Below are 14,120 nucleotides of genomic sequence, written 5' to 3'. Positions count from 1 at the left end.
TGCGGGCGGACCATAGTCAAGCCGCCCTCGTAAGGCAACGTGCCTACTGGTCGGAAAGGCGGGCCGTGGCCGTATTGAGGCTAGGAACCCGGACGAACCGTTCCTCGCGCTTGCGCCGGGGAATGGCGGGAAAGGCCTGCTTGCGGGCCCGCACGCAGATGACCCCGCTCATGGCCGGCGCGAACAGGCGTCCCGTGCGTTCGATCAGCCGCGTCGATTTCAGCACCAACGACGACTGCACCGGCGGCAGGAACAGTCCATCGCGCCAGGCTTCGGGCGTGAAACCATGCTCGCGCAACAGCCGGTCGATCTGGCTGCCGGAATAGGGATTGCCCTGGCCGAATGGCGTGTTGTCGCGCTGGGCCCAGATGCCGCGGCGGCGCGGCACCACCACGATCAACTCGCCATTGGGCGCGGTGACGCGCCAAAGCTCGCGCATCAGCTCCTCGGCATCGGCCACGTGCTCAAAGGCGTGGACGGCGATGGTGAGATCGACCGCGGCATCGGTCAGCGGCATTTCGAGCGGATCGCACAGCACGGTGTGCGACGGACCCTCGCGCGGCCAGGCCGAGGCCCCCTGGCGGGCCGGCATGAAGGCCAGGACGCGCTCGGCCTTTTCCAGCGTGAAGCGCAGATAGGGCGTGGCAAAGCCCAGGCCCAGCACGCGCTTGCCCGCCACATCCTCGGCCAGGCCCATGATCTGCTCGCGCACCAAAGCCCGCGAGATGCGGCCGAGGGGGGATTTGTAATAGGCGATGAGTCGGGTGACGTCGGCGGTCATGGGCGCAACTCTGCCGCTTTCGAATTGACTTGTCCAATTGGCCGGTTGTCATGTGGAACCGGCGCCTCTAGCTTTCAAGCTCATGTTTTCAAAGGAGTGGTGCCTTGAGTCTGATCGTCGATGTCTTTCCCGCGCGCAGCGATAATTTCGGTTACCTGGTGCATGACAGCGCCACGGGCCGCACTGCCGCCATCGACGCGCCCGAGGCCGCAGCCATCCGCAACGCCCTGGTCCGCCGCGGCTGGACGCTGAGCGACATCTTCATCACCCACCACCACATCGACCATGTGGAAGCCATTCCCGAACTGAAAGCCGCCTTCGGCGTCCGCGTCGTCGGTCCGCGCGCCGAGGCGGACAAGATCGCCGATCTCGACGAGCTGGTCGCCGGCGGCGATACGGTGACGCTGGGGGAGACGGTGTTCCAGGTCTACGATGCGCCCGGTCATACGCTGGGGCACATCGTCTTCCACGACACCGAGGGCAAGCACCTCTTCACCGCCGATGCCCTGTTCTCGCTCGGCGTCGGCCGCATGTTCGAGGGCACGCCGGGCCCCATGTGGGAAGGCGTCAAGGCTTTGCGGGCGCTGCCCGACGACACGCTGGTCTATTGCGGGCACGAATATACCCAGAGCAATGCCCGCTTTGCTCTCTCGATCGATCCGGACAACCCGGCGCTGCAGAAGCGGGCGGCCGAGGTCGATGCCCTGCGCGCGGCGGGCGAGCCGACCATCCCGTTCCGCCTGGGCGAGGACAAGTTGGCCAACCCGTTCCTCCGCGCCGACGCGCCGGAGCTGGCGAGGCACTATGGGCTCGAAGGCGCAGCGCCGGCAGAGGTCTTCGCCGCCATCCGCAAGGGCAAGGACACTTTCTGACCCGGCGGGTTTTAACTATCCACACGTTTGGTGTGGCGAAGTGTTAACAAAAGGTTAGCATCTGGGGGGCATTTCGCGCTTAATGGAGCGCGAAGCGGGCTGATGCGTTCAACAATGAGACAGCGCGACTTCGTCCTTGTTTCGAGGTCGCCTTGTCCGAAGCTGAAACAACACGATCGGTCTTGCCGATGCCCCTCGAACCCAGACAGCCACGGCCGTCGCTCCTGCGCTCGGAAGCGGACGCGGCCTTCGTGAGCCAGCTCCTGGCCGAGCGCTATCGGCTGGCGCCGCAGCGCAAGCGCCGGCAGGCCACGCCCGAAGGCGCAACCGGGGCCTATGCCAATGGCAGCAAGATTGCGGCCAAGCGCATGCCGCTTGGCTACCGGACGACCATTGTCGTCTAGCCCATCGAGACGTCGCGGCTGGCGCTGGAGATCGAGACGGTAAAGCCGGCAACGACATCGATCAGCGACATCACCATCAAAAGGAAAAAGACCGAGCTCGAGGCGGCTCCGACGAGGAGGAACTCGATCAGGAACACCACGAAGAGCACCATGGACAGCATGTGCTCGACGATGGAAGCGCGCGCCGAATTTGTGGATTTGAGCACTTCCACGAAAAGGCAGACGATGCCGACGACGAGGAGGAAGTCACCGGCGGTGATGGCCCAGGGCATGCCCGAAGGCATGGGAATGGCGAACATGCCGGCGCCCCAGTTCACCGGATTGGCGCCGAAAAACACAAAGACCACCAGGTTATAGAGCACAAAGGGCACGACCAGCAGCGGCGGGATGAACGGACCGCGGCGGCGCGGGGCAGCATGCGTCGGCACGAATACGGTTTCGGTCATCGTCAGGCTCCGGTTTGGCTCGCCGCACCATGCCAGAGGTCATGCGGGGCGAAAAGGGGCTCCGTCAGACCGGGCGCACCTCGGCAAGGCGCCGCTCGGCATAGTCGTCCTTCCAGCACACCGCGGCTTCCCACGCCGCAGAGGCCTGTGACGCAATGTCGTGTTCCATCGGATCAAGTCCCGCGGCGTTATGCGGGAGGTCGAGACCGAGCGCGGGCACGTCGCAATGGGACTCGTCCCAATCGATCAGGGCTACCCGGTCCGCCGTCACCAGGATGTTCCGCGGATTGGCATCGCCATGGATCACGGCGGTGGGCCGGCCCGCGAGCCGCGCCCAGGCGGCACGGCAGCGCCTTACAGCCTCCTCGGGCATGGCATTGAGGTCGATGCGCGTGCCCTTGCGTGCCTCGAGGAGGTCGAGCGAGGATTTCCAGCCCGGCCGCTGCGGATAGTCTGCGGTCAGCGCGTGCAGCCGCCGCAAGGCACCGGCCACGCGTCGCCAGTCGCTTTCATCGCGCGGCGGGCCGCCTTCGAGAAAGCGCATGACCACAAGGCCATGGGCGAAATCCCGCCCGTCGAGGGTCGGGATGGGCAGCGGCACGGTCATGCCGTGCCGGTCGAGATGCCGCATCAAGCCGGTTTCCCAGGCCAGGTCAGCGTCGCTTCTGGTGCCCAATCATCCCAACCGCCAGTTGCCCGCCAATGCGCAGGCTCCAGACGTCATTGGCGACGCCGCCGGTCAGTGGTTCGAGGCGCTGGACATCCTCGCCCCAGAGCGACAGCGCCTCCCAAGGCATGGTCTACTTCGTCAGCTTGAGCGGACCCACCATCTGCTCGGGCTTGACCTCGGCGTCGAACTCTTCGCCGGTCAGGAGGCCCAGCGCGATGGCCTCCTCGCGCAGGGTAGTACGGTTCTTGTGCGCGGTCTTGGCGATCTTGGCGGCATTGTCATAGCCGATGCGGCGGTTGAGCGCCGTCACCAGCATCAGCGACTGGTCGACCAGCTGCTTGATGCGGTCGCGGTCAGGCTCGATGCCGATGGCGCAGTTGTCGTTGAACGACTTGGCCGCATCGGCCAGGAGCCGCACGCTCTGGAGGAAGTTATAGGCGATGACGGGCTTAAAGACATTGAGTTCGAAATTGCCCTGGGAGGCCGCAAAGCCAATGGCCGCGTCATTGCCCATGACCTGCGCCACGACCATGGTCATGGCTTCCGACTGGGTCGGATTGACCTTGCCCGGCATGATCGAGGACCCCGGCTCGTTTTCCGGAATGGTGATCTCGCCCAGGCCCGAGCGCGGGCCCGATGCCAGCCAGCGCACGTCGTTGGCGATCTTCATGAAGGCGGCGGCGAGCTGCTTGAGCGCCCCCGACGTGCCGACAAAGGCGTCGTGTCCGGCCAGAAGCGCGAACTTGTTGGGACCGGTGACGAAGTCATGGCCGGTCAGGCCGGCGATTTCCTTGGCCACCGCCACGGCATAGTCGGGATGGGCATTGAGGCCGGTGCCGACGGCGGTGCCGCCCAGAGCCAGCTCCTGGAGCTGCGGCAGCGTGGCCTTAATGGCGGCAACGGCATAGTCGATCTGGGCGACCCAGCCCGAAATCTCCTGGCCCAGCGTCAGGGGCGTGGCGTCCTGCAGGTGGGTGCGGCCGATCTTGACCACGTCCATGAATTCTTCGGACTTGGCCTGCAGCGTATCGCGCAACAGTTGGACGCGCGGGAAGAGGTAGTTCACCAGTGCCTCGACCGCGGCGATGTGCATGGCCGTGGGATAGGTGTCGTTGCTGGACTGGCTCATGTTGACGTGGTCATTGGGGTGCACGGGCTTCTTGGAGCCCATGGTGCCGCCCGCCATCTCGATGGCGCGGTTGGAGATGACCTCGTTGACATTCATGTTGCTCTGTGTGCCCGAGCCGGTCTGCCACACGACGAGCGGGAAGTGGTCAGCGAGCTTGCCAGCGATCACCTCGTCGGCGGCGGCCACGATCAGGTCGCGGGTCTTTTCGTCCAAAAGGCCCAGCTTGTGGTTGGCGAGGGCGGCGGCCTTCTTGAGTACTCCAAAGGCGGTGACGATCTCGGTCGGCATCTTCTCGCCGCCGATGTCGAAGTTCTGGAGGCTCCGGGCCGTCTGCGCGCCGAAATATTTCTCAGCCGGTACCTCGATCGTGCCCATCGTGTCCGATTCAACGCGCATGCTCATATAGTCACTCCCGATTGGCCGCCCTGGTGGCGGCAGGCAAAGCAAAACGGCCGATCCCGCAGGGGACCGGCCGTTGCAATATCAGAAAAGGCGGGCAAACACGCCCCGTCTTTCGGCTTATTTCTTGACTTCGAGGACCTGGCGACCGCGATACATGCCGGTCTTGAGGTCGACGTGGTGCGGGCGGCGCAGCTCGCCGGAATCCTTGTCTTCGACATAGGATGCGCTGGCAAGGGCGTCGGCCGAGCGGCGGAAGCCACGCTTCATCGGCGAGGTCTTGCGTTTTGGCACTGCCATGGTTCGGGTCCTTCCGAATTCAATAACGTTGCGCCGCCAGAGCGGCCCAGAGACTTATCTCTGAAGGGATTGGTGGGCTCTATAGAGCAAGAGCTAAGGCTTGGCTAGAGGGCTTCGAAACGGCTGCGCAAAATTGCAGTGCGCAGCGCGAAACCCCTAAGCTGCCTGGGCTCCATGAAGCGGCTCGGCGCCCTCGAGATCCCAGATCATGGTCATGCGTTCGACCACGTCGGTGGAGAGAACGCGAAAAACCCGGTCGGCGCATGCAATGGCCAGGCGGAAGCGGCTTCGGCTCATGGGGTCGGCAACGAGGTCATCGCTGGAACCGACCCAGAGCACATGGCTGCCCTTGGCCAGGAGGAACAGGTCGGCCTGATCCATGGCGAACTGCTCGAGGTTCTGGCTTGCCATGGCATAGAAGCGTCCCGAGCGCCCCTGCCACTGGCTGAGGCGGCCAAAGCCGTGTGCCAGGATATTGCTGTTCATGCCATCCGCCATGTCGCTCACGCCCCCGAATGAGAACAAAATTAGAACAAAATGCAACGCGTGTCAAACGCTGCGCTGCACATGATCTAGATCTATGTTCCTCTTCGGAGGAGGCGTCAATATGTAGTAGTCAGGCGGTGTTTTCCCGTGCCTCGCGCAATTCCGCCAAGCGCTCGGCGAAAGCGGGACTCACCGGGCGCGAAAGGCCTTGATCGGCAGCCTCGAGGATCAGGTCGTCCGTATTCGTCTCGATGGTATTCTTGAGCCGCTCAAGGAACACATCGGGGGGTAGGCCGGGCTCGATTGGCGGCAGGATGCGGCCCTTGGCCCTGCCTGGCCAGATCAGGAGGCTGTTGCGACCCCAGAACAGGCCGGAATTAAGCGCCACCGGCACGACAGGAATGTTGAGCTCCTTGTACATCCGCACGATCCCCTGCCGATAATCGGCCGGCGCCAGCGGCGCCTTGCGGGTCCCCTCCGGGAAAATCACGATGCGGCGGCCGCGGTCGGCAGCGTCGCGCGCCTGTTTCATCATCATCGGAATGGCGGCCGCGCCGCGGCGCCGGTCGATCTCGATGCAGTCCATGGAGCGCGCCGCCCAGCCAAAGATCGGGATGCGCATCAGCTCTTTCTTGACGATATAGGCCGGACGACCCGTGAAGGGAAAAATGGCAAACACGTCCCAGTCGCTCTGGTGCTTGGAAGCGATGATGCAGCCGCCGACCGGGATGTTTTCCGCCCCGGTCACCTCGGTACGCACGCCGGCGATGACGCGTAGCAGCCAGATGTTGGAAGCGCACCAGTAGCGCGCCAGCGCCCAACCCATGGGTGAACTGCCGCCGGCGACCAGCCCTACAATGGCGACAAGGATGGCCACGATTGCCGTCTGGAGGATGAAGACCAGGTAAAACAGCACCGTGCGCAGGAACTGGATAATTGCCATGAACATCTCCCGCGGCGAGGCGCCGCCTGGCGCCTCTTAATGGGCAAATCGGAACTTGGCGAGGGGAGCCCTCAGGACGTCTCGCTCAGGAAACGGCCGACGGTGACGCGCGAGGTGATCGCCGTCAATGCAGCGATCACCGGAACCACCGCCGCGATGCCGATCATGCCTGAAAGGCCAAGCGCGAAGCGGCCGAAGAGAATGCCCGCCTGCGCCCCTGCCTCGCTCGACAGCATGTTGCCGGCGGCCGTGCCGATCAGGGCAAAGAACAACAGGGCCGCGACCGCGCCGAGCAGCCCGCCCTGCAGGCCTATCGACAGGAAACGACCCTGGAACTCGCCGGCAATGAACTTGTTGGACGCGCCGATATAGTGGAGCACATCGACGATCTCGCGGTTGGTGGCCATGGTGCCGCGCGTGGCAAAGACGATGGCCAGTACCGTCGCTGCGCCGATCAGCACCAGCACCAGCAGCCCCGAGAAGACGATGGTGCCGGCCATGGTATTGAGCTGCTGCCGCCAGGCGGCATGGGTATCAAGGCTCGCGCCCTTGACCGCTTCGAGGTTGCGCGTCAGCCCCTCGATATCGGCCTCAGCCGGGTCGGCCAGCTGCACGACGACAAGACGCGGAATTTCGATGGCGGTGAGGTCGAGCCCGCTGCCCAGCCAGGGCTCAAGCAGCTGCTGGCTTTCTTCCACCGTTAGGGCGCGGGCGCCGCTCACGCCGGGTGTCGCCTGAGCAAGCGACACGGCGGTGCGCAGGTTGCTCTCCATCACCTCGCCCTCCACGGGCCGCAGCTGGATGGTGACTTCGCGGCCGGTATCGGCCGACCAGGCAATGGCGGATTTCTGCACCAGCACCACCCCGCCCAGCGTCACGGCGGAAAGAAAGCTCATGATGGTGATCAGAAGCAGCAGGGTGCGGCCGGCAACGCTGCGTTCCGGAACGATGGCTGCGGCTCCCTTGCGCATGGGGAGCAGGGCGCGGAGGCGCTCAATCATGGATGGTGAGCTCCCCTTTTTGCAGCAGCATGCGCGGATAGTTGAACTTGTCGAGCAGCGGAAGCTCGTGCGTCGCCAGGATGATCGTGGTGCCCAGCGTCCGGTTGAGTTCCGCAAAAAGGTGCACCAGGCGGCTCGACAGTTCGGGGTCGACATTGCCGGTGGGCTCGTCGGCCAGCAGCACCTTGGGCCGGGCGATCACGGCGCGGGCAATGGCAGCGCGCTGCTTTTCGCCGCCCGACAGGAGCGAGGGCAGGGCATTCATCCGCTCGCCCAAGCCCACCCATTCCAGCAGTTCGGTGACGTTCGGCCGGTATTCGCTCTCGGGCTGGCCGAGGACGCGCAGCGGCAGGGCGACATTCTCGAAGGTCGTCAGGTGGTCAAGGAGGCGGAATTCCTGGAAGACAATGCCGATATGGCGGCGCATCTGCAGCAGGCGATCCTGCGAGAGGTTGCTGACATCCTCGCCAAACATGGTGACGCGGCCGCGGCTGGGCCGCAAGGACAGGAGCAGGAGTCGCAGGAGGCTGGTCTTGCCCGAACCCGACGGGCCGGTGAGGAAGTGAAACGAGCCCGGCTCGACTGAAAAGGACAGATCCCGCAAGATTTCGGGACCGTTGCCATAGCGCAGCCCGACATTGGAAAATTCGATCAAGAGGGCAGGCTCCCCGGATGGTCTGTCGGCGGGCGAATCAGTGTCGTGCCATCATACAGCCCTTGAGCCTCCGATGCGCAGCCAGCGGCTGATGTGAGCATGAAAGCGGCACAAATGTGGTGGATTGCGTAAGGGTCCGGGGAGTTTGAGGAGTCTTAACCCCCGCCTCATAGGGTGGCAGGCGTAGCTGCGTCACCCACCTGTCTGGCCTGATGATCATTACCTGTCCCCATTGCCGGACCAAGTACCAGGTGACCTATGAGGCCATCGGGTCGGCCGGGCGCAAGGTGCAATGCGCCAATTGCCAGCAGGCCTGGCAGCAGACGCCGCTGAGCGACCAGATTGCCGCGACCGCCGAAGAGCAGCGCGCCTTCGAGGAAATCAGCGAAGATGGGCTCGACGAGGTCATGGCCGCCGAGGAGCGGTCGGCCGCGGCCGAAAAGGCGGCAAAGCTGGCGCTGGAGCGGGAAGCTGAAGCGGCCCAGCATCGCGCCGCTGCCGTCAGCAAGGCCGATACGGCCACCCTGCGCAAGCGGCAAAAGGATTTCACCAAGCGCCAGAGCGCCATGGTGGCCGACCTGCCCATGGCGCGATTGCGCCGTACCCTGCGCATCATCGGCAGCCTGCTTCTCCTGGTTATTGCCCTGGTCGCCTATTTCGGCCGCGTCCAGGTGGTCGAGCGTTTCCCGGCCATGGCCGGCGTTTATGCGGCGATGGGGCTGGGGGTCAATGTGGTGGGCCTCGACTTTGCCAATGTCTCGACCCTGCGCACCCTGCGTGACGGCAAGGAGGTGCTGTTTGTGTCGGCGCAGATCGTTGGCCTCACGCCCAAGCCCTCGCATGTGCCGGCGGTGGTGGTGACGCTGCTCGATGCGCAGGGCGAAGGCATCTACGAGTGGAGCGTGACGCCGGCCGTGCGCGACCTGATGGCAGGCGAACGTGCGACCTTCGACACGCAACTCCCCATGCCGCCGGCCGAGGCGGTGCGCATGCGCCTCAGCTTTGCCGGCGGGCAGGCCGTGCCGCTCGGAGCGGCCGGAGGACATGCGCCTGCCGCCGCCACCCCCGCCGATGCACCGGCCGCAACCCATGACGAACACACCGCCGCCCCGCAGGAGGATCACCCTCCCGCTACCCATGACGAGCATGCCGCGGCGGCGCCTCAAGAACACCACCCAGCCCCGGAGCATCACTGATGGCCCGCATTCTTGTTGCCGAAGACGATCCCTCCGTTCGTGCCTTCGTGGTCAGCGCCCTCACCATGAAGGGCCACGAGGTCGTGGCCGAAGAGGATGGTGGCCTCGCGGCGGAAACGGTGGATGCGGAGAACGGACGCTTCGACCTGCTCCTCTCCGACATCAAGATGCCCATCATGGACGGCATCGCGCTGGCGCTCCATGTGGCGGCGAAATGGCCCGACATGATCATCGTCCTGATGACCGGCTTTGCCGACCAGCGCGAACGGGCCCATGGCCTCGATGCACTGATCTACGACGTCATCACCAAGCCTTTCACCCTCGCCGACCTCCTCCAGAAGGTCGACGACGCCCTCGCGGGCAAGCCGGTGGAAGTGCTGTCGCTGGGGCAGCGCGCCAAGCAGGAATAGGGATCAGACCCAGTCCGGCACCGAGTCGAGGGCGATGAGTTCGTCGATCGACTTGCGAGGACGGATGACGTGGGAACGGTCGCCGTCCACCAGCACTTCGGGGATCAGCGCGCGCGAATTGTAGGTCGAGGCCATGACAGCGCCATAGGCGCCGGCGCTCATCACCGCGAGGAGGTCCCCCTCCTTGACGCCGGGCATGGTGCGCGCCTTGGCCAGGTAATCGCCCGTCTCGCAGACCGGCCCGACAATGTCGGCGGTGATGGGGGCGAGGTTGGAGTGGTTGACCGGCACGATCTCGTGGTGCGCTTCGTAAAGCGTGGGGCGGATGAGGTCATTCATTGCCGCGTCGACGATGACGAAGTTGCTCGCCCCTTCCTTCACATACTCAACCTTGGTGACGAGGATGCCGGCATTGCCCACCAGCAGGCGGCCCGGCTCGATTACCAGCGAGCAACCGAGCTGCCCCACCTTGTCGCGCACCACGGCGGCATAGGCTTCGGGCAAAGGCGGGGCGTCTTCCTCGGCGACATAGGGAATGCCCAAGCCGCCGCCCACATCGACATGTTCGATATGGTGGCCGTCGGCGCGCAGCTGCCCGACCAGCTCGGCCATCAACGTGAAGGCGTTGCCGAAGGGCTCGAGGTCGGTGATCTGGGAGCCGATATGCATGTCGACGCCCACCGCTTCGACATTGGGCAGTTCGGCGATGCGGCGGTAAACGTCCAGCGCCCGCTGAAACGGGATGCCGAACTTGTTCTCGCTCTTGCCGGTCGAGATCTTGGCATGCGTGCGCGCATCGACATCGGGATTGATGCGGACCGAGACGCGGGCGGTGCGGCCCATGTCCGAGGCCACCATGGACAGGCGCTCGAGTTCGGGTTCGCTTTCGACGTTGAAGCACTTGATCCCGGCCTCAAGGCCCCGCCGCATTTCGCCGATGGTCTTGGCCACACCGGAAAAAACGATCATGTCAGGCCGGATACCGGCTGCCAGCGCGCGTTCCAGCTCGCCCAGCGACACCACGTCGGCCCCGGCGCCTTCCGACGCCATGAGCTTGAGCACGGCCTGGTTGCTGTTGGCCTTCATGGCATAGGCAAGCAACGTCGGAATGCCCTCAAAGGCCGCCTTCACCACCCGCACATGGCGGCGCAGCGTGGCGCTGGAATAGACATAGAAGGGCGTGCCGACCTTGGCCGCGAGCTCGTTGAGGTTGACGTCCTCGGCATAGAGGGTCTCGTCGCGGTGATGGAAGTGGTGGACCATTTGTGCCCCGGAGTTGCCTACCCACGAGGTCATCCCGGCGAAGACCGGGATCCAGGTCCGCATCGCCACACATCAGCGATGCGGCTGGTTCTGCGCATGGATTCCGGCCTGCGCCGGAATGACGACGTACGTGTGGAATATGTCAGGTAAGCCCTAAAGCAGGCCGAAGAAAAACGGAAGCGAGACTTACCGGTCCGCCTCGTATGCCGCTTCGATCCGCTCGGCGACCAGGTCCTGCAGCTGCCAGAGATGGGGATCGTGGATGCCCATCTGCTCGAGGTGCTGGACGGTAGCGAAAAGGTATTCGGCCATGGAGCCACGCGAACCCACCGCGGTCGCCAGCACATCGGCGATCCGGTCGATCGAAAGACCCGAGACATAGCGCCCGGAATGGCGGTCGATGCAGAAGGTGATGGCGCGGATGGTGCGTTCGCCGCTCCGCGCCCTGACCCAGCGGGGCGGAAAGGCGGACGGCAGCCAGGCCATTTCCCGCTCCAGGAGGCGGGTCATGCAGTCGTCGATCCGCTCGGTCGGCAGGCGGTAGAGCACGCCGTTGCAGGCGCCGCCGCGATCGAGCGCCAGCATCAGGCCCGGATTTTCGTCCGAGCCGCGGAAGCGATTGTTCCAGCCCAGGCAAAAGGCGCGGTGCCAGCCGCGCACCAGGCCCGTGCGCATTTCGACGAAGTCGCAGGCCGGCTTCCAGATCAGCGAGCCATAGGCAAAGATCCAGACCTCGTCATGGCCACGCTCCGGCCCCAGCAGCGCCTCGATGGTTCTGGCATGATCCTCGGGGGTCGCCGCATGCATGCCCTCGGGCGGGGGCGGCATGTCTTCGGAAGGGTCGTGAGGTTGCAAGTAACCGACATGGCGCTCGGTCAGGCGCATCTGTCGGTTTTGTGGGGCCACAGGGTGTTCCTTTTCGCGATGTCATTCCCGCGCAGGCGGGAATCCACTCTCTAACGGCTCACCGGACGAAATGGATTCCCGCCTGCGCGGGAATGACGTTGTGATAGAGGCAGGATCGCGGCAAGGGAAAACTACTCCACCCGGCCGTCGCCATGGCCACCATGGCCCTTGCGGGTGAGCGACTTTGGCTCATGCTGCTGCCCGGTCAGCTGGGTTTTCCAGCGCGCGGCCTGCACCAGCACGTTGGCGGGAGCAGTGCCGCCATAGCTCTTGCGGGCGGCAACCGAGGCTTCCACCGTCAGCACCTTGTGGATGCGCGAGTCGATGCGCTGGTCAATGGTTTTGAAGTCCTCGATGGTCAGCCCCTCGAGCCCGCAATTCTTCTGCTCGGCCAGGGCGACGATCTGCCCGGTAATGTGGTGGGCATCACGGAAGGGGATGTTGAGCTCGCGCACCAGCCAGTCGGCAATGTCGGTTGCCGTCGAGAAGCCGGCGGCGGCGGAGACGCGCATGCGTTCGCGGTTGGGCACCATGTCGCCCACCATGCCCGTCATCGCGGCCAGCGACAGCGAGAGGGCATCGAGCGCGTCGAAGGCGACTTCCTTGTCTTCCTGCATGTCCTTGGAATAGGCCAGCGGCAGGCCCTTCATCACCACGAGCAGCGACGTCAGTGCCCCCAGGATGCGCCCGATCTTGGCGCGCACCAGTTCGGCGGCATCGGGATTGCGCTTTTGCGGCATGATCGAGGAGCCGGTGGTGAACTTGTCGCTCAGCCGGACAAAGCCGAACTGGGCAGACGACCAGATCACCATTTCCTCCGCGAAGCGCGACAGGTGCATGGCGCAGATCGAGGCTGCGGCCAGCGTTTCGAGGATGAAGTCGCGGTCCGAGACGGCATCGAGCGAATTGGCGGTCGGCCGATCGAAGCCCAGCTTTTCCGCCGTCATGTGGCGGTCGATCGGATAGGGCGTGCCGGCCAGGGCTGCCGAGCCGAGGGGCGATTCGTTGAGGCGCTTGCGCGCATCGAGGAGTCGGCCGGCATCGCGGCCCAGCATTTCCACATAGGCCAAAAGATGATGGCCGAAGGTCACGGGCTGCGCGCTCTGGAGGTGGGTAAAGCCGGGCATGATGGTCTCGGCTTCCTGTTCGGCCTTCTCTACCAGCGCCAGCTGCAGCGTATGCACCTGCAGCACCAGCGTATCGATGGTGTCGCGCACATAGAGCTTGAAGTCGGTCGCCACCTGGTCGTTGCGCGAGCGGGCGGTGTGGAGGCGCCCGGCGGCGTCGCCGATCTTTTCGCGCAGGCGGGATTCGACATTCATGTGAATGTCTTCGAGGGTCCGCGAGAACGTGAAACTGCCGCCCTCGATTTCACCGAGCACCTCATTTAGACCGCTGATGATGCTGTCGCGGTCGGTCTGCGTCAGAATGCCCGTCTCGGCGAGCATTGTGGCATGGGCGATCGATCCGGCAATATCCTGGCGGAAGAGGCGCTGATCGAAGCCGATCGAGGCGTTGATTTCTTCCATGATGGCGTCCGGGCCGGTGGCAAACCGTCCGCCCCACATCTTGTTGCTCATTTCCGGAGACCCCTATGACCGACCTGAACGCCCCCCGTCCCCGAGCATCGAGCCGTCGCGGGCTGTGGATCATCCTGGGTGTGGTGGGATTGGCGGTAGCTATAGCGGCGTGGTTCACCCTCGGCAATGCTGCCGGGGCCAGGGAATGCCCGGTGCAGGACGAAGCCGCCGCCGCCGTCGATGCCGCGGCGGTGGGCGAGTTGGCGGCCCTCAACGGCACCGGCGAGGGCCGCGGCTACAGGACGCTGGCGTTCAAGGACGCCGGGGGAGCCGACATGACCATCGCCGATTTCAAAGGCAAAGCACTGCTGGTCAATTTCTGGGCCAGCTGGTGCGTGCCCTGCCGCGAGGAAATGCCGGCGCTCGACGCGCTGGCGACCAAGTACAATTCGGAGCAGTTCATGGTGCTGCCGATCAACCTCGATATCGGCGAAGGCGGGCTCGAAAAGGCCAATGGCTTCTTGAGCGAGAACAAGTTCGCCAACCTGCCGCTTTATGCCGATAACACCTTCTCCGCCTTCGAGCGCCTCAAGCAGGAGGCGGTCGCCATCGGCCTGCCGGCAACGCTGGTGCTGGACGAAGATGGCTGCGAACTCGGCGTCCTGCAGGGGCCGGCGGAGTGGAACACCCCGGATGGGGAAAAGGTAGTCGAAACGCTGATCGGGCTGGTGGAGTAGAT

The 14,120-nt window shown here is 64.7% G+C and carries 16 protein-coding genes and 1 pseudogene; 5 read left to right on the top strand and 12 right to left on the bottom strand.

The window, feature by feature from the left end:
• Positions 1–43: 43 nt before the first annotated feature.
• The gene (locus tag VIL88_RS08365) at positions 44–781 is read right to left on the bottom strand and encodes a class I SAM-dependent methyltransferase (protein ID WP_331987715.1); all 738 of its coding nucleotides are present in this window, start codon (positions 779–781) and stop codon (positions 44–46) included.
• A 104-nt stretch (positions 782–885) separates the two neighbouring features.
• On the opposite strand from VIL88_RS08365, the gene gloB reads away from it, so the two are divergent.
• Together gloB and VIL88_RS08355 are read left to right on the top strand one after the other, a co-directional pair.
• Positions 886–1,653, top strand: coding sequence for a hydroxyacylglutathione hydrolase (gene gloB / locus VIL88_RS08360; protein WP_331987713.1), 768 nt, complete (start codon positions 886–888; stop codon positions 1,651–1,653).
• Between the two features lie 152 nt (positions 1,654–1,805).
• Complete coding sequence (locus VIL88_RS08355) at positions 1,806–2,057, top strand: hypothetical protein (protein WP_331987711.1); 252 nt, start codon at positions 1,806–1,808, stop codon at positions 2,055–2,057.
• Here VIL88_RS08355 and VIL88_RS08350 read toward each other — a convergent pair.
• From VIL88_RS08350 to ftsE, 8 genes and pseudogenes are all read right to left on the bottom strand, one after another.
• The gene (locus VIL88_RS08350; RefSeq protein WP_331987709.1) at positions 2,054–2,503 is read right to left on the bottom strand and encodes a hypothetical protein; all 450 of its coding nucleotides are present in this window, start codon (positions 2,501–2,503) and stop codon (positions 2,054–2,056) included. The genes VIL88_RS08355 and VIL88_RS08350 overlap by 4 nt on opposite strands.
• A gap of 64 nt (positions 2,504–2,567) precedes the next feature.
• Positions 2,568–3,300 (bottom strand): annotated as a pseudogene (locus tag VIL88_RS08345) (phosphotransferase enzyme family protein).
• Between the two features lie 3 nt (positions 3,301–3,303).
• On the bottom strand, positions 3,304–4,704 hold the full coding sequence (gene fumC / locus VIL88_RS08340; RefSeq protein WP_331987707.1) for a class II fumarate hydratase: 1,401 nt from the start codon (positions 4,702–4,704) through the stop codon (positions 3,304–3,306).
• A 117-nt stretch (positions 4,705–4,821) separates the two neighbouring features.
• Positions 4,822–5,001 carry a 50S ribosomal protein L32 gene (gene rpmF, locus VIL88_RS08335; protein WP_331987705.1) on the bottom strand — a complete coding sequence of 60 codons (180 nt, stop codon included), beginning with the start codon at positions 4,999–5,001 and terminating at the stop codon, positions 4,822–4,824.
• Between the two features lie 156 nt (positions 5,002–5,157).
• Positions 5,158–5,487 (bottom strand): hypothetical protein, encoded by a 330-nt coding sequence (locus tag VIL88_RS08330; RefSeq protein ID WP_331987703.1) that lies wholly within the window; start codon positions 5,485–5,487, stop codon positions 5,158–5,160.
• Between the two features lie 130 nt (positions 5,488–5,617).
• Positions 5,618–6,430: a 1-acyl-sn-glycerol-3-phosphate acyltransferase gene (locus tag VIL88_RS08325; protein ID WP_331987701.1), complete on the bottom strand. Its 813-nt coding sequence runs from the start codon at positions 6,428–6,430 to the stop codon at positions 5,618–5,620.
• Positions 6,431–6,501: 71 nt separating this feature from the next.
• Positions 6,502–7,431, bottom strand: coding sequence for an ABC transporter permease (locus VIL88_RS08320; RefSeq protein ID WP_331987699.1), 930 nt, complete (start codon positions 7,429–7,431; stop codon positions 6,502–6,504).
• Positions 7,424–8,086 (bottom strand): cell division ATP-binding protein FtsE, encoded by a 663-nt coding sequence (gene ftsE / locus VIL88_RS08315; RefSeq protein WP_331987697.1) that lies wholly within the window; start codon positions 8,084–8,086, stop codon positions 7,424–7,426. The genes VIL88_RS08320 and ftsE overlap by 8 nt, the downstream gene beginning before the upstream one ends.
• A 212-nt stretch (positions 8,087–8,298) precedes the next feature.
• Between ftsE and VIL88_RS08310 the strand changes: the two genes are divergently transcribed.
• Both VIL88_RS08310 and VIL88_RS08305 read left to right on the top strand, forming a co-directional pair.
• Positions 8,299–9,282 carry a zinc-ribbon domain-containing protein gene (locus tag VIL88_RS08310; RefSeq protein ID WP_331987695.1) on the top strand — a complete coding sequence of 328 codons (984 nt, stop codon included), beginning with the start codon at positions 8,299–8,301 and terminating at the stop codon, positions 9,280–9,282.
• Complete coding sequence (locus VIL88_RS08305) at positions 9,282–9,692, top strand: response regulator (RefSeq protein WP_331987693.1); 411 nt, start codon at positions 9,282–9,284, stop codon at positions 9,690–9,692. The genes VIL88_RS08310 and VIL88_RS08305 overlap by 1 nt, the downstream gene beginning before the upstream one ends.
• Before the next feature lie 3 nt (positions 9,693–9,695).
• Here the strand turns inward: VIL88_RS08305 and lysA are convergent, their stop codons facing one another.
• From lysA to argH, 3 genes are all read right to left on the bottom strand, one after another.
• On the bottom strand, positions 9,696–10,955 hold the full coding sequence (gene lysA, locus VIL88_RS08300) for a diaminopimelate decarboxylase (RefSeq protein ID WP_331987691.1): 1,260 nt from the start codon (positions 10,953–10,955) through the stop codon (positions 9,696–9,698).
• 186 nt (positions 10,956–11,141) lie between these two features.
• Entirely contained in the window at positions 11,142–11,861 is a 720-nt protein-coding gene (locus VIL88_RS08295) for a gamma-glutamylcyclotransferase (RefSeq protein WP_331987689.1), read from the bottom strand.
• 131 nt (positions 11,862–11,992) lie between these two features.
• Positions 11,993–13,441, bottom strand: coding sequence for an argininosuccinate lyase (gene argH / locus VIL88_RS08290; protein WP_331987687.1), 1,449 nt, complete (start codon positions 13,439–13,441; stop codon positions 11,993–11,995).
• Between the two features lie 14 nt (positions 13,442–13,455).
• Between argH and VIL88_RS08285 the strand changes: the two genes are divergently transcribed.
• Complete coding sequence (locus VIL88_RS08285; RefSeq protein WP_331987685.1) at positions 13,456–14,118, top strand: TlpA disulfide reductase family protein; 663 nt, start codon at positions 13,456–13,458, stop codon at positions 14,116–14,118.
• Positions 14,119–14,120: the final 2 nt, after the last annotated feature.

The organism is Devosia sp. (genome assembly GCF_036563435.1).
Taxonomy (GTDB): Bacteria; Pseudomonadota; Alphaproteobacteria; order Rhizobiales; family Devosiaceae; genus Devosia.
Note: the sequence above shows the minus strand (reverse complement) of the source record. Positions and strands in the feature narration are given on the sequence as shown.